This is a genomic window from Chryseobacterium taeanense (assembly GCF_900099685.1).
In the GTDB taxonomy this organism is placed as follows: Bacteria; Bacteroidota; Bacteroidia; order Flavobacteriales; family Weeksellaceae; genus Chryseobacterium; species Chryseobacterium taeanense.
On sequence record NZ_FNDW01000003.1, the window covers coordinates 48,263 to 73,809 of the forward strand.

Annotated in this window: 28 protein-coding genes; 2 read left to right on the forward strand and 26 right to left on the reverse strand. The window is 35.5% G+C overall.

The window, feature by feature from the left end; translation table 11 throughout:
- The first annotated feature begins 20 nt into the window (after window positions 1–20).
- Window positions 21–848 carry a T9SS type A sorting domain-containing protein gene (locus BLR30_RS05665; protein WP_089856027.1) on the forward strand — a complete coding sequence of 276 codons (828 nt, stop codon included), beginning with the start codon at window positions 21–23 and terminating at the stop codon, window positions 846–848.
- 128 nt (window positions 849–976) lie between these two features.
- On the opposite strand, the gene BLR30_RS05670 is transcribed toward BLR30_RS05665, so the two are convergent.
- From BLR30_RS05670 to BLR30_RS05770, 21 genes are all read right to left on the reverse strand, one after another.
- Window positions 977–1,663: an SMUG2 DNA glycosylase family protein gene (locus BLR30_RS05670; protein ID WP_089856029.1), complete on the reverse strand. Its 687-nt coding sequence runs from the start codon at window positions 1,661–1,663 to the stop codon at window positions 977–979.
- 3 nt (window positions 1,664–1,666) lie between these two features.
- Window positions 1,667–2,401, reverse strand: a complete 735-nt coding sequence (locus BLR30_RS05675; RefSeq protein ID WP_089856033.1) for a DUF4241 domain-containing protein — start codon at window positions 2,399–2,401, stop codon at window positions 1,667–1,669.
- Window positions 2,402–2,551: 150 nt separating this feature from the next.
- Window positions 2,552–5,047, reverse strand: coding sequence for a phenylacetic acid degradation bifunctional protein PaaZ (paaZ, locus tag BLR30_RS05680; protein ID WP_089856036.1), 2,496 nt, complete (start codon window positions 5,045–5,047; stop codon window positions 2,552–2,554).
- Complete coding sequence (locus BLR30_RS05685; protein ID WP_089856039.1) at window positions 5,044–5,787, reverse strand: hypothetical protein; 744 nt, start codon at window positions 5,785–5,787, stop codon at window positions 5,044–5,046. The genes paaZ and BLR30_RS05685 overlap by 4 nt, the downstream gene beginning before the upstream one ends.
- A gap of 23 nt (window positions 5,788–5,810) precedes the next feature.
- Window positions 5,811–6,632, reverse strand: a complete 822-nt coding sequence (locus tag BLR30_RS05690) for an alpha/beta hydrolase (RefSeq protein WP_089856042.1) — start codon at window positions 6,630–6,632, stop codon at window positions 5,811–5,813.
- A 73-nt stretch (window positions 6,633–6,705) separates the two neighbouring features.
- Window positions 6,706–7,044 (reverse strand): hypothetical protein, encoded by a 339-nt coding sequence (locus BLR30_RS17860; RefSeq protein ID WP_228400723.1) that lies wholly within the window; start codon window positions 7,042–7,044, stop codon window positions 6,706–6,708.
- A 43-nt stretch (window positions 7,045–7,087) separates the two neighbouring features.
- On the reverse strand, window positions 7,088–7,285 hold the full coding sequence (locus tag BLR30_RS17865; RefSeq protein WP_228400724.1) for a hypothetical protein: 198 nt from the start codon (window positions 7,283–7,285) through the stop codon (window positions 7,088–7,090).
- Window positions 7,286–7,362: 77 nt separating this feature from the next.
- Window positions 7,363–7,956, reverse strand: a complete 594-nt coding sequence (locus BLR30_RS05700; protein WP_089856044.1) for an acyltransferase — start codon at window positions 7,954–7,956, stop codon at window positions 7,363–7,365.
- Between the two features lie 228 nt (window positions 7,957–8,184).
- Entirely contained in the window at window positions 8,185–9,390 is a 1,206-nt protein-coding gene (gene pcaF, locus BLR30_RS05705) for a 3-oxoadipyl-CoA thiolase (protein WP_089856046.1), read from the reverse strand.
- An 89-nt stretch (window positions 9,391–9,479) separates the two neighbouring features.
- Window positions 9,480–9,893 carry a PaaI family thioesterase gene (locus tag BLR30_RS05710; protein WP_089856048.1) on the reverse strand — a complete coding sequence of 138 codons (414 nt, stop codon included), beginning with the start codon at window positions 9,891–9,893 and terminating at the stop codon, window positions 9,480–9,482.
- Window positions 9,890–10,138 carry a hypothetical protein gene (locus tag BLR30_RS05715; RefSeq protein ID WP_089856050.1) on the reverse strand — a complete coding sequence of 83 codons (249 nt, stop codon included), beginning with the start codon at window positions 10,136–10,138 and terminating at the stop codon, window positions 9,890–9,892. The genes BLR30_RS05710 and BLR30_RS05715 overlap by 4 nt, the downstream gene beginning before the upstream one ends.
- Window positions 10,139–10,163: 25 nt before the next feature.
- Window positions 10,164–10,475: a hypothetical protein gene (locus tag BLR30_RS05720; RefSeq protein WP_089856052.1), complete on the reverse strand. Its 312-nt coding sequence runs from the start codon at window positions 10,473–10,475 to the stop codon at window positions 10,164–10,166.
- A gap of 276 nt (window positions 10,476–10,751) precedes the next feature.
- Complete coding sequence (locus BLR30_RS05730; RefSeq protein WP_089856054.1) at window positions 10,752–11,882, reverse strand: 3-hydroxyacyl-CoA dehydrogenase NAD-binding domain-containing protein; 1,131 nt, start codon at window positions 11,880–11,882, stop codon at window positions 10,752–10,754.
- A gap of 183 nt (window positions 11,883–12,065) precedes the next feature.
- Window positions 12,066–12,866 (reverse strand): enoyl-CoA hydratase/isomerase family protein, encoded by an 801-nt coding sequence (locus BLR30_RS05735; RefSeq protein ID WP_089856056.1) that lies wholly within the window; start codon window positions 12,864–12,866, stop codon window positions 12,066–12,068.
- A gap of 101 nt (window positions 12,867–12,967) precedes the next feature.
- Complete coding sequence (paaD, locus tag BLR30_RS05740) at window positions 12,968–13,432, reverse strand: 1,2-phenylacetyl-CoA epoxidase subunit PaaD (protein ID WP_089856058.1); 465 nt, start codon at window positions 13,430–13,432, stop codon at window positions 12,968–12,970.
- Between the two features lie 177 nt (window positions 13,433–13,609).
- Complete coding sequence (gene paaC / locus BLR30_RS05745) at window positions 13,610–14,359, reverse strand: 1,2-phenylacetyl-CoA epoxidase subunit PaaC (protein ID WP_089856060.1); 750 nt, start codon at window positions 14,357–14,359, stop codon at window positions 13,610–13,612.
- Between the two features lie 102 nt (window positions 14,360–14,461).
- On the reverse strand, window positions 14,462–14,743 hold the full coding sequence (paaB, locus tag BLR30_RS05750) for a 1,2-phenylacetyl-CoA epoxidase subunit PaaB (protein WP_027373980.1): 282 nt from the start codon (window positions 14,741–14,743) through the stop codon (window positions 14,462–14,464).
- A 109-nt stretch (window positions 14,744–14,852) separates the two neighbouring features.
- Window positions 14,853–15,791, reverse strand: a complete 939-nt coding sequence (gene paaA, locus BLR30_RS05755; RefSeq protein ID WP_089856062.1) for a 1,2-phenylacetyl-CoA epoxidase subunit PaaA — start codon at window positions 15,789–15,791, stop codon at window positions 14,853–14,855.
- A 17-nt stretch (window positions 15,792–15,808) separates the two neighbouring features.
- The gene (locus BLR30_RS05760) at window positions 15,809–16,852 is read right to left on the reverse strand and encodes a putative phage abortive infection protein (protein WP_089856064.1); all 1,044 of its coding nucleotides are present in this window, start codon (window positions 16,850–16,852) and stop codon (window positions 15,809–15,811) included.
- A 17-nt stretch (window positions 16,853–16,869) separates the two neighbouring features.
- Window positions 16,870–17,955: a 2Fe-2S iron-sulfur cluster-binding protein gene (locus tag BLR30_RS05765; protein WP_089856066.1), complete on the reverse strand. Its 1,086-nt coding sequence runs from the start codon at window positions 17,953–17,955 to the stop codon at window positions 16,870–16,872.
- On the reverse strand, window positions 17,956–19,272 hold the full coding sequence (locus BLR30_RS05770) for a phenylacetate--CoA ligase family protein (RefSeq protein ID WP_089856069.1): 1,317 nt from the start codon (window positions 19,270–19,272) through the stop codon (window positions 17,956–17,958).
- Between the two features lie 402 nt (window positions 19,273–19,674).
- On the opposite strand from BLR30_RS05770, the gene BLR30_RS05775 reads away from it, so the two are divergent.
- Complete coding sequence (locus BLR30_RS05775) at window positions 19,675–21,537, forward strand: M1 family metallopeptidase (protein WP_089856072.1); 1,863 nt, start codon at window positions 19,675–19,677, stop codon at window positions 21,535–21,537.
- Between the two features lie 60 nt (window positions 21,538–21,597).
- Here BLR30_RS05775 and BLR30_RS05780 read toward each other — a convergent pair whose 3' ends face one another.
- From BLR30_RS05780 to BLR30_RS05800, 5 genes are all read right to left on the reverse strand, one after another.
- Window positions 21,598–22,593, reverse strand: coding sequence for a zinc metalloprotease (locus tag BLR30_RS05780; RefSeq protein ID WP_089856074.1), 996 nt, complete (start codon window positions 22,591–22,593; stop codon window positions 21,598–21,600).
- Between the two features lie 189 nt (window positions 22,594–22,782).
- Entirely contained in the window at window positions 22,783–23,421 is a 639-nt protein-coding gene (locus tag BLR30_RS05785; RefSeq protein ID WP_089856076.1) for a response regulator transcription factor, read from the reverse strand.
- Window positions 23,418–24,203, reverse strand: a complete 786-nt coding sequence (locus tag BLR30_RS05790; protein ID WP_089856078.1) for a sensor histidine kinase — start codon at window positions 24,201–24,203, stop codon at window positions 23,418–23,420. The genes BLR30_RS05785 and BLR30_RS05790 overlap by 4 nt, the downstream gene beginning before the upstream one ends.
- A complete protein-coding gene (locus BLR30_RS05795) occupies window positions 24,182–24,829 on the reverse strand; it encodes a hypothetical protein (RefSeq protein WP_089856080.1) in 648 nt (215 codons plus the stop codon). The genes BLR30_RS05790 and BLR30_RS05795 overlap by 22 nt, the downstream gene beginning before the upstream one ends.
- 25 nt (window positions 24,830–24,854) lie before the next feature.
- Entirely contained in the window at window positions 24,855–25,397 is a 543-nt protein-coding gene (locus tag BLR30_RS05800) for a hypothetical protein (protein ID WP_089856082.1), read from the reverse strand.
- Window positions 25,398–25,547: the final 150 nt, after the last annotated feature.

Below are 25,547 nucleotides of genomic sequence, written 5' to 3' on the forward strand. Positions count from 1 at the left end.
CAACCTATAAATTTAAAATCATGAAAAGTACTTTACTTTCTACCATCTGTGCCCTTTTCATTTCGATCTTTTCGTTTGGACAGACTAGCACAGAACAGTTCGAGACAGAATCTAACGGAAGCGCTAGCTTCACGGATAACGGGGTGATTTTCAACATCATCTCAAATGTTAATACCTACGACATACAGGCAGCTTATCCTAATACAGGATGGAATGGTACCGCATCTGATAACAGGTATATTGATAACTCAGGATTAGGAAACCAATCTGCAGGAACATCTTTCAGTATCAAAACCACTTCTAACCTTTTTAAAGTAAACAGATTCTGGGTGTATGCAGCTGCAGGGAACGGAACACTGGGGGTTGCAGGTACGCTTACGATTACAGGAAAACTTTCAGGAATTACAAAGTTTACACAAACTAAAACGACAGGATTTACTGCAACAACAGGTACTGCCAATGGATATACTTTGATTGACCTTACAAATTTGAATGGCCAGAACTACAGCAACATCGTCATAGATCAAATACAGATTACCGCCGGTGGAAATTTCCAGTATCTTGCACTTGATGCATTCACATGGGTAAAAGACAGTGGCTTGGTATTATCTGCTAACGATGTAAAAGCTTCCAAAAAGGAAATCAAAATGTATCCGAATCCTACGAGCGGTCCTCTTACAATTGAAACTGCAGAGAATTCTAAATTTGAAGTTTACAGCCAATCCGGACAGCTGGTGAAAACCATTGAGACAAGAAAAGGAGTAAATGAAACAGATATCAGTGAGCTTCCAAAAGGAGTTTATATGGTAAAATCCTCTTCAGAATCGTATAAGATAATAAAAAGGTAGTCATACAACTATCTACATCAACCCAAGGCTAATAACCACGAAAACTTCTGATTTAAAGATTATACCTATAAGATTCTAATACATAAGTGTGTGATGTAAGATCCTCTGAATTTATTTCAGGGGATTTTTTATTTTTTCAAAGCTAAAATATATTTGTCAATATACAATTGCTTCTCTTTCGATTTATATTGCTGGATGTACCTTGGATGCTCCAGCACAGTCATTTTTTCAAATAAATCTGCTTCATCGTTGAGCATTGAGACAAAATCCGCATTCTTTTTACCCATGATAAAAACTTGTGAAGTATCAATATTAAGACTAATATGTTTCTTCAAGGAATCGATCATAAAATCTTTAACCTCATTAAAAAGGACTTTATCATCATAATAATTCGCATTAATCCAGCTTACTTTTGATTTCCTTACAATCGCCAGTGGAAAAGGTGAATTAATATAAATATCATTATAAAAGGCTTCTGCTCCACCATACTGTTCAATCATATCATAGATAAAAACGGAAGAAACTTCATGTGTGCGTGCAGAAGTCATTGGAATTCCGCAGACACTTTCCAGACGTTTAGTATCGGTAAATGGAACTCCTGTTACTCCCGCACCATGACGACTTGGATTAATTCCGATAATAAATTTCCTTTGATTTGAATCGTTATAATATTTCTGATAAAACTTCTGCATGACTTCCATAGTTTCAGGATTATCCAAATAAGGATTCAAAACCTGAAAATCGCTGGGAAGATTTCCATCATATTTTAAATTTCGATTGAATGTAATAACTTGGTTGGCAAAGGTTTTATTCATATCTTATTCCACATCTTCATCGTCACCTTCTTCACTTAGAGCCAATTCAATATCAATAAACTGAATATACAAACCGCAAATATTCTCATTAGAATCATATCCAAAATACACAGGATATTCACCATCACCAAAACCACTGGCAAACATTGGAATATGATACTCCGTATTTGGAACTTTCCAATTGATCCAATCCCCCGCATCTCTTTGATTTTTAGGATTATCTTTGTAGCTCTGTGCAAAAATTTCGGCAAAATAATCGTCGTAAAGATTATCAACATCCGCTTCATCTGCAAACTTATCTACAAACGGAAGCACTTCTGCATCGGTAATGCACCCCAAGCCGGCATCTACTGCGAAACCAAAAAAATCGTCTTCAGTTACACCTGCCAATTCTTCAATTCCGACTAAAGCTTCCCTGTAAACAACAGGTTTTTCTTTGGTGAATTCCACTTTTACCACCGCATATCGATCGCCCCAATCCTCGGATTTCACGACTGCAATCGTCACAGGAAAATCACCTTTCGGAGCCTGAACAAAATAAGGTGATTGATTGGCATTCAGATAAACCAGCGGATCTCTCACTACCACTTTTCCCGAAGGAAGAGAAACATTTCCGATTTCCATGGTTTCTAATTGTTGCTCCATAATTTCATTTGAAGTAAAATAGGTTTCCAAATCGGTCGGACAAACCAATATATTTTTTACTTCCTCATACTTCTGCATCCAGTTTTCGTTCATTATTAAATATTTTTTGAATTGATTTTAATTATTGAAAATAGTGAATAAAAATTTCTGAATCAAACATTCCAAATTATTTTAACGAAAGATTATAAAAAATCCCTTTCAGCCAAAACCAAAAGGGATAATAAATTTATATTTCATTTTGAATTAAATCAATCCAAACTGCTCAAAATGATGCGTAAAATGTTTTCGGTGCATCAGTTCCCACATTTCTTTATTTAATTTTCCGAAGACAAAATTCATGTGTTCTACCTCCGGATTTTCTTTATAATAGATTACGAATCTCTTAAGATTTTCCAGGAATGACTGTTTAGCCGCTTCCAGGTTTTTATGTCTTAATTCCAAAAGCTTTTCATCTTCCACTAAGAACGGAGCAGGGAAATCTTTCGGCATTTTTCTGTGATTATACAGAGAATCCTGCCATTTTTCCAAATGCTCTTCAGGTATAAAACATTTGTCCGCTTCAGGTTCACCAAGACTCACCAAAATACCGTGTTCCAAATGCTCGATCATTTGCTGAGGAGACATTTTCCCCCATTTTGGCTGGGTAGATTCCGTTAAACCATTTAAAGTTTTCTGAATGCTTTTTACATTTAAATCAATGAAAGGAGACTGTTTCGCCACCAATGTTAAAATTGTTGCCACACAAACTACTTCTTCCCTTTGATTCACCACTTCCACCAGCCATTTTACCACACCCGAAGGAATATTTCTACCCTTCACTCCGCGGTTGATTTTTTCTTTGGCTGTTAAATAAACCGTAATCGTATCTCCTGCATAGACCGGCTTGAAGAAAGAACAGTTTTCCAGTCCGTAATTTGCGATAACCGGACCTTTTTTACCGGAAACGAATAATCCTGCCGCAGCAGAAAGGATGAAATATCCGTGAGCAACCGTTTTATCGAAAATAGTTCCTGTAAGTCTTGTCGCATCAGTATGTGCGTAAAAATGATCCCACGAAACATTAGAGAAATTCACGATATCGGCATCCGTAACGGTTCTTCCTGCGGTTTCCAGAGAATCACCAACTTCCACTTCTTCAAAATATTTCTGGAAAGGATGTTTATCTGAATATTTCTTTTCAGCGCCCTGCTGGTAAATTTTAGTAATTGCGGTTAATACATCCGGGGAACCCTGAATCGCTGTTTTCTGAAGGAAGAAATGAAGACCGTTCAGTCCACCCATTTCCTCGCCACCTCCTGCTCTTCCGGGACCGCCGTGCATTAAAGTCGGAAGCGGCGAACCATGACCTGTACTTTCTTTGGCACTGTCTCTGTTTAGCACGAAAATTCTCCCGTGCTGAGAAGCCATTTTCCACGAAGTTTCAGCAACAAAATTGTCGTCGTGAGAGATGATAGAACCTACCAAACTTCCTTTTCCTCTTTTTGCCAAAGCAGCTGCTTCCTCTGCATCTTTATACGGCATTAATGTAGAAACCGGTCCGAAGGCTTCCACATCATGAGAGATATTTTTCTCAAAAGGTTTGTCGTTTAAGAATAATTTCGGACTCATAAATGCTCCGCTTTCATAATCGGCATCTACCAGTTCGTGCTGTCCGTCGTAAATCAGCTCAGTTTCAGCTTTCAGTAGATTGATCTTTCTTAAAACCTCATCGTATTGCTGTTTTCCTACCAAAGAACCCATTCTTGTTTCTCTACTTAATGGGTTTCCGATTTTGGTCTGATCTAAAGCTTTAGACAAAGCATGTTGAACATCTCCGATTAAATTTTCAGGAACAATGATTCTTCGGATTGCCGTACATTTTTGTCCTGCTTTCGTCGTCATTTCGTTTCGAACTTCTTTGATGAATAAATCAAATTCCGGAGTTCCCGGTTTTGCATCCAAACCTAGAATTGAACAGTTCAGAGAATCTGCTTCCATGTTGAAACGAACTGCATTTCCTGCAACTGACGGTAAAGATTTCAACTTTCTTCCTGTATTTGCAGAACCTGTAAACAACACAGAATCTCCATCCTGAACATAATCCAGAATATTTCCTGGCTCACCACACACCAATTGCACAGCTCCTTCCGGAAGAATTCCGCTTTCGATCATATCCTGAAAAACAGCATTCGTTAAATAAGATCCAAACGGAGATGGCTTCACAATGGATGGAACACCTGCCAACAGTGAAGTCGACAGCTTTTCCAACATTCCCCAAACCGGAAAGTTGTACGCATTGATTTGAATTGAAACCCCTTCACTCGGTGTTAAAATATGTGTTCCCAAAAAAGTTCCGTTTGCTGAAATTTTTTGTGTATCTCCATCTACCCAAAAAGGTGTATTTGGAAGCATTCTTTTTGCTAAACCTGAGTAGGTGAAAAAAGTACCGAAACCTCCTTCAATATCTACCCACGAATCTACATGAGTTGCTCCTGTTTTATAAGATAAATCGTAATATTTTTTCTTTCTTTCTAATAGGTAAAGCGCTACTTTTTTCAACATTTCCCCACGATCATAGAACGTCATGGAGGAAAGGTTTTTGTAGCCTACTGTTCTTCCGTAGTCCAACGCCTGTTCAAAATTCAAACCTTCCGTATCGGAAACAGCAACCTGTTCTCCTGTCACAGCGTTGTACAAAGGAATTCCGTTTCCGGTACCTTCTATCCATTCGCCGTGGATATAGTTTTTTAATTTCATTATTTAATTTTTATAAATTCATTATAAATTTTCAAAGAATTATCTTTATATATAGACTCACTCATCTTCTGCATAATTTCTGAAAATTGTTCATTTTTATCAATTACAAAAAAAGGATATGCATTTAATACTAATTTCTCTATTTCATAACTTTCTCCTTTTTCAGTCTTCATATTGATTTTTTGAGTAATAAAAACATTATCAATTAACTTATTTTCAGCACCATCCAAGTAATTAATTATTGACTCATGAGGAACTAATCCCATAAAATGGGTTAATTCTTCCGTTTCATATGCTTTAATTAAGGGCATCCCAAAAAATATTTCTTTGCTAAAGTCAACAGTCATTAATCCATGAGCAAAAGAACCTTTTATTGGAATTTGTTGCTTTATAATTTCAGAAAAAATCCACGAAATGGCATATAGAAAAACCTCAAAGGTTTCAAAAGAGTCATTTTTGGAAAAAATTACAATAGAATCAGAAAATGCTACAATATTAATTGGCTTAATATTATCACTTTTACCATTATTTACAATATTTTTTTTCTCCGTTATAAACTCAAATTTTGCCATGAGATCTTCATGAGTCGAGTTTTCAACTAATTTTTTGAATCCTAAAATATCTAAGAACGCTACAAATCTATTATCTGAATCTTTCCATTCTGACTCGTCTGAATAAGTTTTAAATTTTGAATCTAATTGTGAATGCCAAAGGCTTTTATTTCTTATTATTATATTGGCCATATTATATTTTGTAATTTAATTTGTCATTCTTTGTACGGAAACAATTTCAAAAGTCCTTCATACAAACTTCTGTGAAGAATCGTTGCATGATTATCTGTTTCCATCATTTTATATTCTACCGTCCAATTTTTCTTATTCGATTTTTTAAGAACATCATACAAATCTTCTGCATCTTTTACCATCACAGGATGTTCGCCTTTTCCGACAGAAATGTAAATAAATTTCTTAGTATCAGGAATTTTCGTTAATAGCTGGCCTGCTTGTTTTAAAAGGCTTTCATCATCCCACCATAAACTCGGACTGATAATAAAATAATGAGTAAACATTTCAGGTTTTTTCAATAAAATCTCAGTCGCTAAAAGTCCGCCCAATGATTGTCCGAATAAGTATTTATCAGTTGTTTTAAACTGACTTTCGATATAAGGTTTTAGTTCCTTTTCAAGAAAACTGATGAACTTATCAGAATGTCCCGTCGTGGGATAATCTTTCTGTAAATCCTTTAAATCGGTATGAAAAGTGAAGTCTTTTTTTCTGTCAATATTTGCAATTCCCACCACAATCGTTTCCGGCATGGAATACATTTGATTAAAAAATTGAACTAAACCCGTCACATGAATAAAATCTTCATTCATGCTTCCATCCAAGAGGTAAATAACGGGGTAAGATTTTGCTTTATTAAAATTTTGTGGAAGATAAATGTTTAAAACTCTGTCTTCGTTTAAAATTTTAGACTTAATCGTTCTGATTTCTCCAATAGTAAGCGGTTTTATATTCCCATTTTGTGCTAAAATCACATTCTGAAATACAAACAAAATACTACAGAAAATGAGAAGTTTTTTGATCATACTTTTTCGTTGTTAATCGCTTTTTAAACCTCATAGGTTTTAGAAACCTATGAGGTTTGAGTTTTACTATAATTTATTCAATTGATAGAAAATCATATTCTATATTTGATTTATGATATTCTATAAAATTATTTACTGTTTCAAAATACTGCATCATTTCAGTTCTTTCAATTTTACTTTCTTTAGCCAAATTAATATAAGAATGATAAGATGAATATTTCCACTTACCAATATCTTCAACAAATCCATGATTGACAGGATTATTATGGATATAGTGAAGTAATTTAATAAAATATTTTTCATCGTTTATCCTTTTTCTCTTCAGATAATCAAGAAAGAGAGAACCTTTTCGGTTATATCTTTTGTTATAAGCTTTTGCGTAAGCATTCAACAGATTACTAAATTGTTTCATTAAATATTTATGCTCGTCTTCATTAAGAAGATCATTCAGATTTTTAAATCTTACCAAATAGATGAAAATGATTTGGCATTAAACAGTATGCATATATTTCAGCTATTGGAACAATATATTTTACAAGCTTATCTAAAAAATATTTATAATTTTCTTCTTCTCTAAAAATTAAATCTTTTCCATTTGCATGAGTGTAGATATGGTATACATATTCACATTCAAAATTTTCTGTGTTTGACATTTTTTTTTCATTTGTGTTTTTATATTTCAAACCTCATAGGTTTTGGAAACCTATGAGGTTTAGTAAAGAACAAAAAATTATTTAATATCATCCCAAATGCTATAATCAACAACTTTTGTAGGAGTCTGCTGAACGTATTCCGTAAAAGGATCGCAAGGTAAAATGGCTTCTTTTCCTTCTCTCGCCAATTCCTGATATAATCTTGTTCCTTCCGTTTTCCATTTGATCATTTCATCTGAAACATCACGGATAATTTTCGCCGGGCTTCCTACGATTAATTTTCTTGGATCACATGTAAAATTTGCAGGAACAAAAGCTAAAGCCCCGATAATGCATTCATCACCAATAACGGCCTTATCCATCACAACAGCATTCATTCCCACTAAACAGTTTTTCCCGATATGTCCGGAATGAATGATTGCGCCATGACCAATGTGCGCAGATTCTTCCAAAATGGTTTCAATTCCCGGAAAAACATGAAGCGTACAGTTTTCCTGAACATTGGCACCATCTTTAACGATGATCTTTCCCCAGTCGCCACGGATTACCGCATTGGGGCCCACATAAACTTCTTCACCGATTTCCACATTCCCGATAATTACCGCCTGTGGATGAATGTAAGCAGAAGGTTTTATGATAGGTCGAATTCCGTGATATGAGTAAATATTCATAATTTTAATTTGAAAATTTGAGAATGAGCTAATTTGAAAATTATTTTTAACGCAAAGCTTTTTTGAAAATTTTCCTGCATCCTTTTCGTTCGCAAAGGTGTTTGGCTTCGTCGAATCGCAGATTTAACTCAGCAAAGGTTAAAGATTAATTTAAAGAGCTAACTTGAAAATTTATCCTGTTTTAAATATCATTTTCAAATTCTCAAATTAGCTCATTTTCAAATTGATTTAAACTTTTTCAATCACCATCGCATAACCTTGTCCGACACCGATACAAAGGGTACACAAGGCATATTTTTTATTCTGTTTCTGCAATTCCATGGCAGCAGAACCTACGATTCTCGCACCGGAAACGCCGAGTGGATGACCGATTGCGATGGCTCCTCCGTTTGGATTAACTCTGGAATCGTTATCTTGTAATCCTAATGTTCTTGTTACGGCTAAAGCCTGAGCGGCAAAGGCCTCATTCAATTCGATAATGTCCATATCGTCCAATGAAAGATTCAGCCTTTTCAACACTTTCTGAGCTGCTTCCACAGGACCAATTCCCATAATTCTTGGCTCTACACCGGCAACGGCTGATCCTAAAATTTTAGCTTTAGGTTTCAAACCATATTTTTTTACGGCTTCTTCGCTTGCTAAAATTAGAGCCGCCGCACCGTCATTCATTCCAGAAGCATTTCCTGCGGTTACTGTTCCTTCTTTTCTGAAAGCCGGACGAAGTTTTCCTAATCCTTCCATTGAGGAAGTCGGTTTAATGAATTCATCAGTATCAAAAACTTTAGGATCACCTTTTTTCTGCGGAATTTCAACTTTTACAATTTCTTCTGCCAATCTTCCGCTTTCTTGTGCTTTTGTTGCTTTTTGCTGTGACCAAAGGGCAAATTTATCCTGATCTTCACGACTGATGTTGTGCATATCAGCTAAATTTTCAGCCGTCTCTCCCATACCGTCAACACCATACATTTCTTTCATTTTGGGGTTGACAAACCTCCATCCGAAAGTAGTGTCAAACATCTGGCTGTCTCTACCGAAAGCCGCACTTGGTTTTGACATTACATAAGGTGAGCGTGTCATATGTTCTACACCGCCCGCAATATAAATTTCGCCTTCTCCTGCAGCAATGGCACGGAAAGCATTAGCCACCGCCGACATTCCCGAAGCACAAAGTCTGTTTACCGTTTCACCGCCAATTTTATAAGGAAGCCCAGCCAAAAGTAGCGCCATTCTCGCTACGTTCCTGTTATCTTCACCTGCTTGATTGGCACACCCGAAAATAACATCTTCAATTTCCTCCACGGGAACTTCCGGGTTTCTTGCCATGATTTCTTTAATAACTACCGCTGCCAAATCATCCGCACGAACTTCTGAAAGCCCTCCGGATAATTTTGAAATTGGTGTTCTGATGTAGTCTATGATGTAAACGTTGTTCATTGTATTTGCTTTAGGCTTTAGGCTTTAAGTAATAGGCGTGTCCAGCTTCGAAAAAGCTTACTGCCTATTGCTTAAAGCTTACTGCTTATTTATAATTCTGTTACTTTCTTTCCTATTTTGTACACTGTTCCGACAAATTTAGCAATCAGGTCATTATTTTGATTGGTAATTTTAATATCATAAACAGCAGTTTTTCTGGTGTCATTGACCAAAATACTTTCTGCCCTAAAAATATCGCCTTCTTTTCCGGCTTTGGTAAAATTGATGATACAGTTTAATGCAACAGCAGCATCTCCGGTGTTGTTGGATGAAAATGCTAATGCAGAATCCGCAAAAGCAAATGTAATTCCACCATGAACTGTTTTCAGCCCATTAATCATTTCTTTCTTGATGGGCATTTCTATTAAACAGTAATTTTCTTTAACTTCAATCAATCTGATATTCATCCATTGGGAAAACTCATCCTGATCAAACATATATTCTGCAACCTGTCTTGGGTTCATTTATTCTTATTTAAATTTTTAAATTTTATCACATCTTTCCAAGTGTAGTCTCTGCCATCTAAAATGAATAAAGCTAAAAACACAAAGACAAAATAAAATATAAAGCCATATAGACTCATGCTTTTTTCATCATCCCATCCTAAATAGTAAAAAAGAAGTTTAATGAGATAAAAGCTAACCAAAAAAGCAATTGCACTTGTGAGAGAACGCAGAAAGTTTTTCTTTGTGAAAATTCTTTTAAGCATACATTTTTACTTTTCAGATTAATTGTTATGGATGTGTTATTTTTTCGTATAAATCATCTGCCATTTTATCATAGATATTCATGGTTATACCAAATATGATCTGCTCATTAGAAAGATTCTCTGAATCTGGTTCACATTCATTCTGGTGAGGAGCATTTAGATCAATACCTTCTTCATTAGCAATTCTTTTAATCAGCCCCTTATATTTTCCGTTAAACTTTCCTAACAATTCCAGCTTTTCCTGGTAATCATCTATCGCAGAAAGTTCCTGAAAAACGTACTCCTTTTCAATGTTCAGTCTTATTTCCAATTCAGCTCTGAATGCATTTATATCCATCAATCATTTATTTTATCAAATCTTTTCGACTAGTCTTTCTAAAAAAATTCATCAGCTTATCAATAAAAAGACGACTCATAAACATAGCTAAAAAATAAATGATTACGAATCCCCAACTAAACATTTTATCATCTGTCGTTTTAAAGCGAGCATCTGTTAAGTAAAATATACCTCCTACAAAAATTGTTGAGAAAAAGGCTACCGCGAAAGATGAAATCAATTTCTTTTTAACCATAATTTATTATTTGCTAAAGTAATAATCTATAAATAAATAGATTACATTCTACGCAGCAACGGACTTTGTCTGTATCTGTCTTCCTGATATTCATCATAAAGATTTTCAAGGACTTCAGAAACTAAGTCGTAACCGATTTCTTTTCCCCACTGTAAAAGACCTTTCGGATAATTTACGCCTTTCTGCATGGCTAATTCAAGATCTTCATCACTGGCAATTCCCAATCTTTTTGCTTCAACCGCTTCATTAATAAGCATGGAGAGAATTCTGTGAAAAATATCATCGTATAATACTTCATCCTTCTGGGGAACAGGCTTTTCTGCTCCTTCAGAATAATCGTAGAAACCTTTTCCTGTCTTTCTGCCGTGAAGTTTGGCTTCCGACATCCTTTGCTGCAATAAAGATGGCTTGTATTTCGGATCGTAAAAATATTCTTTATACACCGTAGTAGTAACGGAAAAATTCACATCAACGCCGATAAGATCCATTAATTCAAAAGGTCCCATTTTGAAGTTTCCAAGAGTCTTCATGGCATCATCTACCTGCTCAGGAGTGGCAATATTTTCTTCAACAATTCTTAATGCTTCCCCATAATAAGGGCGCGCAATTCTATTCACGATGAATCCCGGAATGTCTTTGGCAATGACAGGCGTTTTGCCCCATTCTTTCATTAAATTATAGATTTTATCGGGTAAAGATTTATCCGTAAGTAGAGAAGGAATGACCTCAACCAAAGGCATCAGAGGTGCGGGATTGAAAAAGTGAATTCCGATGAAACGCTCCGGCTTCTGTAACTCCGCGCCGAGAGAGGTGATGGAAATGGAAGATGTATTAGAACCTATAATACACGATTCGGAAACGTGGTTCTCAAGCTCTGTAAATACTTTGGTTTTGATTTCTTTATTTTCAATGATGGCTTCAATGATGAGCTCACAGTCTTTGAAATCCTTTAATTCTGTAGCGATAGAAATATTGGCTAAAATTTCAGTCATTTTTTCCGCTGAAATTTTTTGTTTATCAACCAATTTGGCTAATGTTTTTTCTAAACCTACAGTTGCCGTTTCTACTTGTTTTGCATTGGCATCGTACACCAAAACTTTGCATCCGTTCGTTGCGGCTACCTGTGCGATGCCAATTCCCATAGTTCCGGCACCGATGATTCCTACATTCATATTTTAAATTTGAAAATTTGAGAATGAATTAATTTGAAAATTATTTTAACTTTGAACTTGAAATAATTTTAGACAGAATTAATTGAATTTCTTTTAAATCTGAAATTAATTTTTCGTTTGGAGATTTCAAATGTCTATCATTTCTCATTTTCAAATTCTCAAATTAACTCATTCTCAAATTAATTATTTTCCTTTATATTCAGGTTTTCTTTTTTGTAAAAATGCATTTACACCCTCGATGAAATCTTCTGTGGCTGCTGCTTCCTGTTGAAGGTCGGCTTCCAAATCCAGCTGTTCTTTCAAGGTATTGTTGTAAGAATTGGCAAATGCTTTTTTGGTTAATTTAATTGCTGCAGTCGGCATATTTGCCATTTTTTCCAGAATCTCCATTGATTTTGAGTTGAATTCCTCTTCCGGAAATACTTCTGCCACCAAACCATATGCTTTTGATTCTTCCGCGGACAATTTCTTTCCGGTAAAAGCTAAATAATTTGCCAACTGACGCCCCATTAATCGAGGTAAAAAATAAGTTCCTCCAGTATCAGGAATTAATCCTATATTGGAAAACGCTTGTGCAAAATAGGCTTTATCATTGGCCAACACAAAATCACTAATCAACGCCAGCATCGCTCCGGCTCCTACTGCAGGGCCGTTTACCAATGCTACGACAGGTTTTCTGCAACGGGTAATTTCTAATACCAATGGATTGTAATAATCGGTTACAATTTTTCTGATGATATCGTGATCGTGATGTTCTTTACCCGTAACAAAAGCATCATCTAAATTTTGTCCGGAACAGAAAGCTCTTCCTCTTCCTGAAATCGCAACACATCTCACAGTTGGATCTTCATTACATTCTTTAACAAAATCTTTTAGATCTGACAATGAAGGCTTTGTAAGCGCATTCATCGTGTCAGGCTGATTGAGGTAAGCGATTTTTAATTTTCCTTCAAAGTGGCTCTCAATATCGAGTTGTGTGTACATAGTATTATTTTTTTAATTTGAAAATTATATAATTTGAAAATGTTTTTCTAAGCAATTTTTATTAATTAACATATTCTCAAATTTACACATTTTCAAATTGATTAATGACATTTAAAATAATCAAAAGGTTCTAAACAGTCTAAACATTGATAGGAAGCTTTACATAAAGTCGATCCGAATCTGCTGATCTGCTTTGTATTTTCCGAACCACATCTCGGGCATTTCTTCGGTTTTCCGATATGATGCTCATCTGCTCCTTTTTCAGGAGGAGTAATTCCGTAAGCACGAAGTTTTTCTCTTGCCTCATCCGTCAACCAGTCTGTTGTCCAGATCGGAAACATTTTGGTGATGACTTTTGTCTCCCAGCCGTTTTGTTTCATGATCTTGATGATATCTTCTTCAATGGTAAACATAGCAGGACAGGCAGAATAAGTCGGCGTGATGGTTACTTCACACGAATTCTCGCCGGTAACTTTCGCTTCTCTTACAATGCCCAATTCCACAATATTGATCACGGGAATTTCCGGATCGGGAATTAATTCTAATATGTCTAAAGGATTTTTCAATCTTTTGATTCTGAAAAGTTTTTTTTTAACACAAAGTGCGCTAAGATTTTTTCACTACTAACTGTTTTTAAGTTCGCAAAGGCGTTCTACTCAGCAAAGCCAACGAAGAGTAAATTCAATGGCAGTTCAAAATTGTTAGATTGTTAAACTACTACATTGATATATTGGTATATTTTATTACCACGTACAACCAGGATACGCTCTTTGCATATATTGTAATTCACAAAGAATATATCCGAAATATTCTGTGTGATAACCCGTTCTTGATTTTGGCTGCATGAAAGGATTTGTCGGATATTCTAAGCCGAAATCTGCAAAATCTTTTTGCGTGATCGCTAAAAAGTCTTCGTAAAGAGCATCTGCATTAGGAGCAATATTTAAAGCTACCAAATCATCTTCCCCTTCTGTTTTTGCGAATAAGCCTTTTGTATATTCCCAGATATTTTCGATGGCTTTTACCAATCGGGTTTTGCTTTCTTCTGTTCCCTGAGCGAAGATTTTCATCCAGGAAGCTGCGTGCGTATAGTGATATCTTACTTCTTTTAAAGATTTTTGTGCTATCGCAGAAAGTTCTTCATTTGCAGAGTTTGATAATGCCTCATACATAAGCTTCTGATATATCGCGAAAACGTACACTTTTAAAATCGTCTGAGCATAATCTTCGTTGGGAAGTTCTACCCAATGGGCATTTACATATTCATGTTCGTATCTTAAAAATGCCAAATCATCTTCACTTTTTCCGTCATCAATAACTCTTGAAGCGTACACGTAAAAATTGTTGGCCTGTCCAAGTTCGTCCAGTGCGATATTCGTCAATGCAATATCTTCCTCCAGATAAGGACCTTCACCACACCATTCAGACAATCGCTGTCCCATGATGAAGCTGTCGTCTGCCAGTTTTAATAAATAATTGTATAATGGGTTCATTGTTAATCAAATTTAAAGACAAATAGATGATAGACTGATAGAAATAGACAAGCAAACTTCAATGTCTTTTATCTATTCGTTTATTATCTCCAAAGTCTTTTATTACATATTTTTTACATCATTCGGGATTTCGTAGAATGTCGGGTGACGATATAGTTTGTCATCCGCCGGATCGAAGAATGCTTCTTTATCCACGCCTTCCGAAGTCACAATATATTTACTTGGAACAACCCAAACCGAAGTCCCTTCTTTTCTTCTTGTATAAACGTCTCTTGCATTCTGCAAAGCCATTTCTGCTGTTGGTGCCTGTACCACTCCAACGTGTTTGTGGGATAATCCCGGTTTAGTCTGAATAAACACTTCCCACATATCTAAATTTGCCATAATTAAAATTAATTTAACAATGTATCAATGTAACAGTTTAACAATAATTAGATTCTTCGCTTTGCTCAGAATGACAATCGGATCGTTACATTTTTACATTGGTATATTGTTATATTGAAATTTTTTCCTGTTTTTCTGCAAAAGCTACCGCCGCTTCTTTCACCCATGCATTTTCTCGCTGCGCTTTTCTTTTGGTTTCGATACGTTTTTTATTGCAAGGACCGTTTCCTTTTAAGATTTCCATGAATTCATCCCACGGAAGTTCTCCGAAATCGTAATGCTGTCTTTCTTCATTCCATTTTAAATCTTTATCAGGAATGGTTAATCCTAAAAACTCTGCCTGAGCGACGGTAACGTCAACAAATCTCTGGCGAAGGCTGTCATTACTTTCTCTTTTCACCCTGTAATTCATAGAGATTTTAGAGTTTGGTGAACTGTCATCATTTGGACCAAACATCATGAGAGCCGGCCACCAGAAACGGTTCAATGAAGCCTGAGCCATTTCTTTCTGCTGCTTTGTACCACGACAAAGCGCCATCAAAATCTCATAACCTTGTCTTTGGTGGAAAGATTCTTCTTTACAGATTTTTACCATCGCTCTTGAATAAGGGCCATAAGAATTTCCCATCAACATCACCTGATTCATGATTGCCGCTCCGTCTACCAGCCAGCCGATTGCGCCGATATCAGCCCAACTCAACGTCGGATAATTGAAGATGCTGGAATATTTTGCTTTTCCTGAAAGCATATCGTCATAAGTAGCATCTCTGTCTGCTCTTACCGTTCCGTCACCTAACGTTTCTGTTGCTGAATAAAGATATAAACCGTGACCTGCCTCATCCTGAACTTTTGCCAAAAGCGCCATTTTTCTTCTCAATGACGGTGCTCTGGAAATCCAGTTGGCTTCCGGCAACATTCCGACGATTTCGGAATGGGCGTGCTGTGAGATCTGACGAACCAATAATTTCCTGTAATCATCAGGCATTACATCTTTTGGCTCTACTTTATTTTCTTCGTGTACGTATTGTACAAATTTTTCTAAATCCATAATTTCTCAAATTTTATTTAATATCCCCAATCTTGATATTCAAAAATACTATCATTACCTCGATTTTTTTCTTTTCTATCAGACTTGAAAGCATCTAAATCAAACATTTTTAATATTAAAGCTGGATATAAATTATGTATAATTCTATAATCAGTAAAAAACTTGTTTCCTAAATTATTTGCCTCTTCCCACTTATAACCAAAATCTGAAAACCAATTAAAAAATAATAATGCTTGTTCATAATTACTTAATTGAGCTCTTAAAATTCTCAAATACTTTCTTTTATTTTCGTATGAAATAAAATCTTCATCCTGATTTGCTACAAACTTTACTGTTTGAAATAAATGTCTATAATAATGAGCAACTCTAGATTGATTCCCTTTCAAAATTTGATGCTTTATATCCTCATGTAAATTCTTCTCATTCTGAAGATTTTTAAGCTTTTTAAAACATTCTACTTGTAAAAAGTCAAATTTTTCATTATTTATATATTGAGCCCCATGAAACCAAATTGAATAAACAAAATTTAAAATACTTTTATCTGTTTTTAAATTTGATTCGTTATGATTTTGACGTTTATAATTGGCTTCTACTATTGATCTACATGTATTAAAACAAAATATTAATTCATAATATATCGATTCCAAAACGTACCTACCATTAAAATTTTCTCCATCCTTAGACGTCAAATACATTTCGTTGACATTATCTTTATGAATTCTCAACATTTCATAAAATTGAGATTCAAACTGCTGAATTTTAAATTGATTTTGTACTTGTCTATTCGCTATATATTGAATATAGAAAGCTAAATAGGTAACTAAAATAGCTACAATTCCAATAATTGGATTTAAAACTCCACCTAAGGCATCTCCTTTTTCATTGGGACTAAGATAATTATTATCTCCTCCTTTCTTAAAATCATAGGGCACATTTTCTAATATTTCATAATTCGAATAAGCATTAACAAAATATACTATTAAATATATAAATCCTAATGTAGCAAGTATTTCTAAGATCCATAGCGTTATTTTATAATGTTCATCCTTAATAAACTTCATTATACAATTTTATGAAATTATACGTCATAATTAAGCATCACCACATTCGTTGTAGGATGACATTGGCAGGTAAGAACATAACCTCTGGCTACTTCTTCTTCGGTAAGCGCATAGTTTTTTTCCATGAAAACTTCACCTTCTAAAACTTCGGCTTTACACGTACAACAAACGCCTCCTTTACATGCAAAAGGTACAGGAAGATTGTCTTTCAATGCTTTATCTAAGATACTTTCTTTTTTTGAATTCAGGTGGAACGAATATTCATCATCATCAATAATTACCGTTACCATACTTTCAATATTGGCAATAGCTTTGAATTCATCACTCATTTCTTCCGTATTTTCTTCATCCGGAGCAGTGAAATATTCAAATAAAACCTGAATAGCAGGTACTTTTTTATCTTTTTTAAGATAATCTGCAACGCTTTTGATCATTTCAGCAGGACCGCAAATGAAATAGGTGGCTTCTTTAACATCGATTTCAGGATGTCTTTCAAAAAGCTGTTCCAGTTTATCGGGGCAGATTCTTCCTTCAAACAATTGATCTTCATGCTTTTCGCGGCTTACTAGATAGATAACTTTCAATCTTCCGTTGAATTGCTGCACCAGCTTATCAATTTCAGCTTTTTTCATCACATGATTCATGCTTCTGTTACTGTAAAACAGATAAGCGTTTGAATTCGGTTCCTGATATAGACTTTCTTTGATATTGGATAAAACCGGCGAAATTCCGCTTCCTGCTGCCAGACCAATGTAAGTTTTAACGTTAGTCGGGTGATAAGAAGTATTAAAACCGCCCATTGGAGGCATCACTTCAAGCAGTTCATCCATATGAAGATGTTCGTTGAAGTATCCCGAAACTTTTCCGCCTTCCAGCAATTTTACCAAAACTTCCAGCGTGTTACTTTTTTCGCTCGGCGCATTGCAGATAGAATAGGATCTTCTTTCTTCATTTCCGTTAATCATCATACGAAAATTAAGATATTGCCCCTGCTTAAATCTGAATTTATCCTTCAGCTCATCAGGAATTTCAACGGCTACATTCACAGCGTCCGAAGTATCTTTCTGAACTTTTACCGTTTTTAGTTTATAAAATGAATTCATTTATTTTTTAAGTATTCTGTTAATTTTTCCACCTTCGCATTTTGGAAGACTGTCCTGGGCATGAATTTTAACTTTCGTTGTGATTCCTACCCTCTTTTTAATTTCGTTTTCTATATTTTTCCCGAAATTTCCGACAAAAATAGCATAATCGTCGGTATTTAAACTTAAATTTTGTGCCTTTACCAATTCATCATCTACTTCCACATCAATATCCAGCGCAATACACATTTGTTCTTTTTCAACCGGTGTTAAATAATAATTAGGAACAACTCCCTCCACATGAGAAAATGCTTCTTCAATCTGACTTGGATAAACATTCACCCCTCTTACGATCAGCATATCGTCGGCTCTTCCAAGAATGGGTCTCATTTTTACCATGGTTCTTTTACCTTTTTTATCGTAGTAAAGACTGGTAATATCATTTGTCCAGTAACGTAACAGCGGCATTGCTTTTTTCGTTAGAGTCGTGATCACCAAAACACCTTCTTCTCCAAATGGTACCGGCTGTTTGGTAACCGGATCTAAAATTTCAGGATAAAAATGATCTTCCCAAATATAAGCTCCGCCTTTTTCCTCAAAATCCTCCATTGAAACGCCGGGACCGATAATTTCACTTAAACCATAAATATTGGTCGCGTGAACGCCCAGCCTTTCTTCAATATGATGTCTTATAATTTCAGTCCACGGTTCAGAACCTAAAACGGCATATTTCAAACTGATTTCATCCGCAGAAATTCCTCTTTTGGCAAATTCATCAGCCAGCGTTAAAGCATAAGAAGGTGAACAGCAAAGAACTTCAGGCTTAAAATCTATAATTAAATCTACCTGTCTTGTCGTCATTCCTCCTGAAATCGGCAGCACGCTCATTCCTAATTTCTCAGCTCCGTAATGAAGTCCCAGTCCACCGGTAAAAATCCCGTAACCATAAGCGTTGTGTAATTGCATTCCCGGTTTTGCACCTGCTGCGTTTAATGATCTTGCGACCACTTCGCTGAATATATCAACATCCTCTTTTGTATATCCTACTACCGTTGGTTTTCCCGTTGTTCCGCTGGAGCAGTGAATTCTCTGCAGCTCATTTTTCGGAACGGTAAATAATCCAAACGGATAATTGTCTCTCAAATCCTGTTTGTAAGTAATCGGCAGTTTAGCAATATCATCAATGGATTTTATATTTTCCGGTGCGAGCCCAGACTCCATGAATTTCCCTGCATAAAACTCCGATTTCTCACCAAGATATCGTACCAAATTAACCAATCTTTCAGACTGTAAAGCCCGCAACTGATCCAATTGTAAATATTCCACTGAAAAATCCATACCAAACTAACTAACACTTGTTAGGTGTAAATGTAAAAATATTTTTTATTTCTGACAAATTTTTATGATTTTCATCATGTAAATATTCTTTAATTCCAGCTGATCACCAGATTTAATTGGAAATCCACCGATCTACTGTATTGAAAATTTTAGTAATACAATGAAAAACAATATATAAGAACTTCTATTTTGTTTTGATAAATTGATTATTTATGATATTTGAAAGGGCGAAATTTACCTTATCTTTGTCCGTTGTTGAGAACTTTATTGAAATTTTGCTAAAAGTTCAAAACAGGAAAAATAATTCAGACATTTCGTAGTGAATATACAATCTGGCAATTCTTTATTTTATTGTCATTTTTTATTACTTTTATGTTAAATTAAAACGATTACAAAACTTACATGAGAAGATTGGTTTGGGGTTTATTGCTTTTGAGTTCATGGCAATTTTCCGCGCAGGAACTATACATGCCCAGAAATATCAAAAAGGCGTACGAAAACGGAACCCGCGATTTGTCGGGTGCTCCGGGAAAAAATTACTGGCAGAACAAAGGTATTTATCATGTAGACGTGAAAGTGGATGCCACTTCTAAAATAGTCTCGGGGAAAGAAACCATCCTTTACACCAATAATAGTCCGAACAGCCTTAATGAACTTGCGATCCGGTTTGTAAATAATTTACACAAGCCTCAGGCTCCGAGATCAGGAATGGTTTCCAAAGATTTTTTAACATCAGGATTACACATCAAATCATTTGTGGTAAATGGTAAAAAATATAATGTAAACAGTGAAAATTGGGGAACTGTTGAAAAAGTAAAACTTCATTCCGCACTAAATTCTAAAGCAAAAGCGGAAATAAAAATAGAATGGGAATATCCTCTTTCGGTGCAAAGCGGAAGAGAAGGACAGATTGATCCTGAAACATTCTATGTTGCCTATTCTTTCCCAAGAATTTCTGTGTATGATGATTACAATGGATGGGATATGCTTCCTCATTCCGACAGGCAGGAGTTTTATAATGATTTTAATGACTATAGTTTTGCCATTACTGCACCAAAGAATTATGTAGTCTGGGCAACAGGAGATTTCCTGAATCCAGAAGCTGTTCTTCAGCCCGTATATTTAAAAAGATACAAGTCTTCATTAAAGAGCGATAAGGTAGTTCATGTAGCTAATGAGCACGAGATGAAATCCGGGAAAGTCACGAAACAGAATAAGTGGAATGTATGGAAATTTAAAGCCAGTCATATCACGGATTTCTGTTTTGCACTTAGCAATCATTATGTATGGGATGCTTCCAGTGTTCAGCTAAAGGCCAAAAGAGCCAGTGTACAGGCCGCTTACAAACCCGACGCAAAGGATTTTGAACATTATGTAGAATGGATGCGCTACAATCTGGATTGGTTTTCAAAAAACTGGCCGGGAATAGAATATCCTTATAATGTGATGACAGCCATTCAGGGATACGCAGATATGGAGTATCCGATGATGATTAACGACACCAGTATTCCTGATGATTTTCAGGATGCAAGATTAACCGCGGATCACGAAATTGCACACACTTATTTCCCATTCTATATGGGAATTAACGAAACCCGATATGCTTTTATGGATGAAGGCTGGGCAACTACGCTAGAATATCTCATCGGAATTGATGAGAACGGCGAAGCAAAAGCCAATGAGTTTTACAAAAATTTTAGGGTAAAAAGATGGATCAATGATCCTTCTGCAGAACAGGATCAGCCGATTATCACTATGAGTACGCAGGTAAGTGGTGCGGGATATGGCAATAATTCTTATGTAAAAGCATCCTTATCGTATTTAGCTTTAAAAGATTATCTCGGAGACGATTTGTTTAAGAAAGCACTTCATCATTATATGAACAACTGGAATGGGAAACATCCAATTCCATGGGATTATTTTTATTCGATGAATACCGGTTCGGGAAAAAATCTCAACTGGTTCTTTAATAACTGGTTTTACACCAACAACTATATTGACCTCAAGGTTACGGAAGCCAGCCAGGCAAATAATCTTCTTTCGGTAAACATCAGTAATATTGGCGGTTTTGCTATTCCTTTTGATGCAGAAATCAGATACGAGGATGAATCGGTTGAAAAACTTCACTTTTCACCTTCCGTATGGGAAAAAGATCAGAAGCAGACGATGCTTACAATTCCGATCACAAAAAGAGTAAAATCCGTGAATATCGACGGAGGAATTTTTATGGATTACACTCCTCAAGACAATAAAAAGTCTCTCTAAAAAACAACCGGCTGCTTCAGATTGAAACAGCCGGTTTTTTATAAAAATTAGTGAAAAGATTTAATATAGTCTCAATCCGGATCTCGCTCCTGATGAAGCTACAACGGACTGCATTCTTGTTTTTTGCCCTGCTGAGAACATAAACATTGCGGCATCGTCTACGTAATCCATATAATTCATGAACATAACAGATCTTTGTACGCCGCCACAAGTATTATATAAAGGATAACTTGGTGTTCCGTAATTTGGTCCTGTCTGCGTAGGTGTATCTGAAACAAGATCGTTTCCACAGTTGGCATCTCCCCAGATATGTCTCAAATTCAAGTAATGTCCTACTTCGTGAGTTGCAGTTCTTCCTTTGTTAAAAGGAGCTGAAGCACCCGTTTTCCCGAAATAAGAAGCCGCGATTACTACACCATCGTTCCATAATCCTGAAGATTCAGGGAAAGTAGCATAGCCAAGGATTTGTCCCATATTTCCGACAACCCATATATTTAGATAATTAGAAGGACTTGTCGCGTCAATACCTCCGCTTGAAGATCTTTTCATTGCATCATTGGTACTCCAGCTGGTTTTGGTGGTTGATTTTCTCACTGTGTTAGCGAGTCTGAATCTTACTTTTACATCTCCTGCTTTTAAACTTTGAAATGCTGTTGGAATATTAGCCGCATCACTATTTGTTCCGCCATAATCTGCGTTCAGTACAGCAATCTGTTCAGCGATACGGGAAGCAGAAATATTTTCTGAAGAAGTTCTGTACAGTATATTTACCACTACCGGAATTTCTACGGTTCCGTCGGATAAAACTTTACCGAGCTTAAGATCGTTTACAAATTTTTCGGTTTTAGTTTCAAGCTCAGAATATTTTTGTCTGAGTTCCGGGCTATTCTGAAGGGCAATTTTCCTGATCTCTTCAGAAGGACAGCCTCTTTGTAAAGCTGATCCTGATAATGCGCTAGCATTTGGATTTGATTCTTCAGACTGATTTGAAACATTGTCGCTGTTGCAAGCGGATAAGAAGCTCAACATGAGAACTCCGAATAGTAGTTTTTTCATAAAAGTAATATTTTGTTACAAAAATGAAATTATAAAATTTGGAATTCACACGCAAGTATTTCACTAAAATGTTATTTAGTTTTATTATTCAATCAATAACATTTTTAATATTGCCCTGATTATAATTCAAATTAAAACAATAATCAATATATATTATTAAACGATTTTAAACATTCATTAAATCAGCATTCAGACCGCAAAACCATTCTTTATAGCAAACACAGCCAATCCCACGCGGGTTTTAAGATCGAGTTTGTCGCAAAGCTGATCTCTGTAACTTTCCACAGTTCTAGGACTGCAGCACATTTTATCTGCAATTTCTTTATAACTAAGTTCTGTAACTGTGTACTTCAAAAACTCTTTCTCACGCTCCGAAATTCTTACGTTCGCAGCAGTTTCTTCATTATTCATATTAGAAAAGATAATTTTCGATGCCCAGTCGGGATAGAAAAACCCGTCGGTATTAAGTTTGATTAAAGCATTTTCCAGTTCCTGAGGATGAGTGTTTTTCAGTAAATATCCTTTTGCCCCGTTTTTAATCATTTTAATGACACTTTTATCATCGCCCTGCATGCTTAATGCCATTACTTTAATATCAGGATGATTTTCCTTGAGCCACAGTACAGTTTCAAATCCGTCCATAATCGGCATACTGATGTCGAGTAAAATAATGTCCGGAATCTTGCTTTTATTTTCAAATTTATGAATCAGATCTTTACCATTTTCAGCAACATAAATAACTTCAAAATCTTTAAAGTTACCAATAATTCCCTCTAATGCTTTTGCGATAAGGATGTGATCGTCTACAATCACTATTGTTTTTTTCATGGCTGTCTTTTTAAAATAATATTGAGTGTGGTTCCTAAGTTCTCCCGACTTTCGAGACTGAACTCGGCTCCGATAATTTCAGCTCTGTTTTTCATGTTGGTAAGGCCTATTCCGTTTGATTTAGCATTTAATGCGTCAAAGCCAACACCATCATCTTTAATATTAAGTTCCCAAAGTACTTTTTCAGAAGTGTTGAGATTGATGAAAATATTCTTACAATTGGCGTGCTTCATACTGTTCTGAATAAATTCCTGGGTAATTCTTAACAGAACATTCTTATGAACAAACCCTAAATCCAGCTGTTGAAAATTATGTTTAAAATCAACGTGGCACTTTTTAAAAGCATTTGTAATATCTACTTCTTCCTGTATTAAAGTTACGATTTCTTTCTGCTTAATATTGTCATCCGTCAATGTTTTGGAAAGACTTCTGAGATCCTGCAGTGACTGATTGATGATTTGTGAAACCTGGTCGATCCTTTCACTTACTTCCGGAACTTTATTTTCATATAAAAGCTGTTGGATGTAAAGGCTGACAAGGGTAAGTTTCTGCCCAATATTATCATGAAGTTCACGCCCTATCTGCTGCATTGTGACCTGCTGTATTTCAAGCTGTGTTGCAAGAAGCTCGCGCTTATGAATCTCATTTTTCACTTCAATTTCATTCATATATTCTTTTTTGCGTTGCCTGTATTTGAGGATATAAACCATCACTGCAGCTACAAACAATACAAAAAATGTATTGAAGAGAATTAATATTATCAGGAGTTCTGTTTTCCCCATAAGAATGAAATTGAAAATAACACATACATAACCACTCCTGAAATCAGAAAATAAGCGAAATAAATATTATAGATTTCCCTATAGGATTTAAGCAATTCAAAAAAAGTCCAGAAAGGTAAAGTTCCTATATAAAACAACGTAACTCCCAGATTGATATAAAACATTCTGTTTTTACCAAAATCTAAAATATTGGATGAGTTAATCTGTTTGTAATATTCCATAATAACCAGAATCATAAGGATTAAACATCCCAAAGTATAGTTTAAAGAAAACATGACTTTATTTGGCGGATAGAAAAATTCGCCGGGAATAAATGAAAGGAGATAAATAAATGACAGTATAAAGAAGAGCTTTGGCTTGTTGAATGACTTCGCCGCATAGAGCCAGTAAAAAAACAAAAACTCAACAGGTATTACAAAATAATTGTAAAACGCCTGTTTATTGTATTCTATAAAATGATCTCCCCATTTTCCTATAGATTCGGAGACAAAAGCAAAAACGAGATAAAACACAAAAAATTTCCAATATTCGTTTTTTATACGTTGATAATATAAAATCGAAATGAGAGCCGCAAAACCTTCACTCCAAAACATTAATTCCTGTACTATTCTTTGGAAATCGCCCATTGTGTTTTATAAAAATTATAGGTAATTAAAACAACTCTGTCTTTGAATTATCCGGAGGGACAAGATTTCCATGATTCTGGCAAACAAACTCAGGATCTATGCCTGAATCTTTCCCAAAAGCCTTTGCAATAGTTCCTTTCCCGTTTATATCTAAAGGATTGAAATCATAATTTCCTATCTCTCCGTCTTCTCCTTTTCTTTTGATGGTAGGAACCATGACCAATGTATGCATCTCTGCACACTCTATCCCAATCGGTGTATCTCCCATGATGCCCCAGTTTTCTGCATTTGGATAAGCTGCATAATAAAACCTGATGCCAAGATCTTCTGCATTAATCCCTGAATTTCCTTCAAGTGCCAATGTTTCAATATCATAAATAAATCTTTTGAGCGTCGTAAAATCAAACTGGATGGAATGTGCGTCTTCAATTCCTATCGTTTCTTTTATAGAAAGCAACTGATTCGCTCTGTAGTTGTTTACGAGAGTCTGAATAAGCTCAGTTGTCATCATGCTTAAAGGCTGTTTAAGACCTTGCGCTTCAGTTTCTAACTTGGCTTTTGGTTTCATAATGTTAGTTTTTAAAAATGTTAGTTTTGATCTGCTAATTTCGTAAAAAATCCTTTTGCTGCGACACGGTTTTTTCCTGATTATTATATGGGGTTTTTACGGATTGTACATTTGATGAAAGATTAATTTGTTAATATTATATTTGGGAAT

Excerpts from the sequence above, each read along its gene's own strand:
- BLR30_RS05665 (WP_089856027.1), top strand. The coding sequence starts at position 21 with ATGAAAAGTACTTTACTTTCTACCATCTGTGCCCTTTTCATTTCGATC.
- BLR30_RS05670 (WP_089856029.1), bottom strand. The coding sequence starts at position 1,663 with ATGAATAAAACCTTTGCCAACCAAGTTATTACATTCAATCGAAATTTA.
- BLR30_RS05675 (WP_089856033.1), bottom strand. The coding sequence starts at position 2,401 with ATGAACGAAAACTGGATGCAGAAGTATGAGGAAGTAAAAAATATATTG.
- BLR30_RS05685 (WP_089856039.1), bottom strand. The coding sequence starts at position 5,787 with ATGGCCAATATAATAATAAGAAATAAAAGCCTTTGGCATTCACAATTA.
- BLR30_RS05690 (WP_089856042.1), bottom strand. The coding sequence starts at position 6,632 with ATGATCAAAAAACTTCTCATTTTCTGTAGTATTTTGTTTGTATTTCAG.
- BLR30_RS17860 (WP_228400723.1), bottom strand. The coding sequence starts at position 7,044 with ATGAAACAATTTAGTAATCTGTTGAATGCTTACGCAAAAGCTTATAAC.
- BLR30_RS17865 (WP_228400724.1), bottom strand. The coding sequence starts at position 7,285 with ATGTCAAACACAGAAAATTTTGAATGTGAATATGTATACCATATCTAC.
- BLR30_RS05700 (WP_089856044.1), bottom strand. The coding sequence starts at position 7,956 with ATGAATATTTACTCATATCACGGAATTCGACCTATCATAAAACCTTCT.
- pcaF (WP_089856046.1), bottom strand. The coding sequence starts at position 9,390 with ATGAACAACGTTTACATCATAGACTACATCAGAACACCAATTTCAAAA.
- BLR30_RS05710 (WP_089856048.1), bottom strand. The coding sequence starts at position 9,893 with ATGAACCCAAGACAGGTTGCAGAATATATGTTTGATCAGGATGAGTTT.
- BLR30_RS05715 (WP_089856050.1), bottom strand. The coding sequence starts at position 10,138 with ATGCTTAAAAGAATTTTCACAAAGAAAAACTTTCTGCGTTCTCTCACA.
- BLR30_RS05720 (WP_089856052.1), bottom strand. The coding sequence starts at position 10,475 with ATGGATATAAATGCATTCAGAGCTGAATTGGAAATAAGACTGAACATT.
- BLR30_RS05730 (WP_089856054.1), bottom strand. The coding sequence starts at position 11,882 with ATGAATGTAGGAATCATCGGTGCCGGAACTATGGGAATTGGCATCGCA.
- BLR30_RS05735 (WP_089856056.1), bottom strand. The coding sequence starts at position 12,866 with ATGTACACACAACTCGATATTGAGAGCCACTTTGAAGGAAAATTAAAA.
- paaC (WP_089856060.1), bottom strand. The coding sequence starts at position 14,359 with ATGAACCCATTATACAATTATTTATTAAAACTGGCAGACGACAGCTTC.
- paaB (WP_027373980.1), bottom strand. The coding sequence starts at position 14,743 with ATGGCAAATTTAGATATGTGGGAAGTGTTTATTCAGACTAAACCGGGA.
- paaA (WP_089856062.1), bottom strand. The coding sequence starts at position 15,791 with ATGGATTTAGAAAAATTTGTACAATACGTACACGAAGAAAATAAAGTA.
- BLR30_RS05760 (WP_089856064.1), bottom strand. The coding sequence starts at position 16,852 with ATGAAGTTTATTAAGGATGAACATTATAAAATAACGCTATGGATCTTA.
- BLR30_RS05765 (WP_089856066.1), bottom strand. The coding sequence starts at position 17,955 with ATGAATTCATTTTATAAACTAAAAACGGTAAAAGTTCAGAAAGATACT.
- BLR30_RS05770 (WP_089856069.1), bottom strand. The coding sequence starts at position 19,272 with ATGGATTTTTCAGTGGAATATTTACAATTGGATCAGTTGCGGGCTTTA.
- BLR30_RS05775 (WP_089856072.1), top strand. The coding sequence starts at position 19,675 with ATGAGAAGATTGGTTTGGGGTTTATTGCTTTTGAGTTCATGGCAATTT.
- BLR30_RS05780 (WP_089856074.1), bottom strand. The coding sequence starts at position 22,593 with ATGAAAAAACTACTATTCGGAGTTCTCATGTTGAGCTTCTTATCCGCT.
- BLR30_RS05785 (WP_089856076.1), bottom strand. The coding sequence starts at position 23,421 with ATGAAAAAAACAATAGTGATTGTAGACGATCACATCCTTATCGCAAAA.
- BLR30_RS05790 (WP_089856078.1), bottom strand. The coding sequence starts at position 24,203 with ATGGGGAAAACAGAACTCCTGATAATATTAATTCTCTTCAATACATTT.
- BLR30_RS05795 (WP_089856080.1), bottom strand. The coding sequence starts at position 24,829 with ATGGGCGATTTCCAAAGAATAGTACAGGAATTAATGTTTTGGAGTGAA.
- BLR30_RS05800 (WP_089856082.1), bottom strand. The coding sequence starts at position 25,397 with ATGAAACCAAAAGCCAAGTTAGAAACTGAAGCGCAAGGTCTTAAACAG.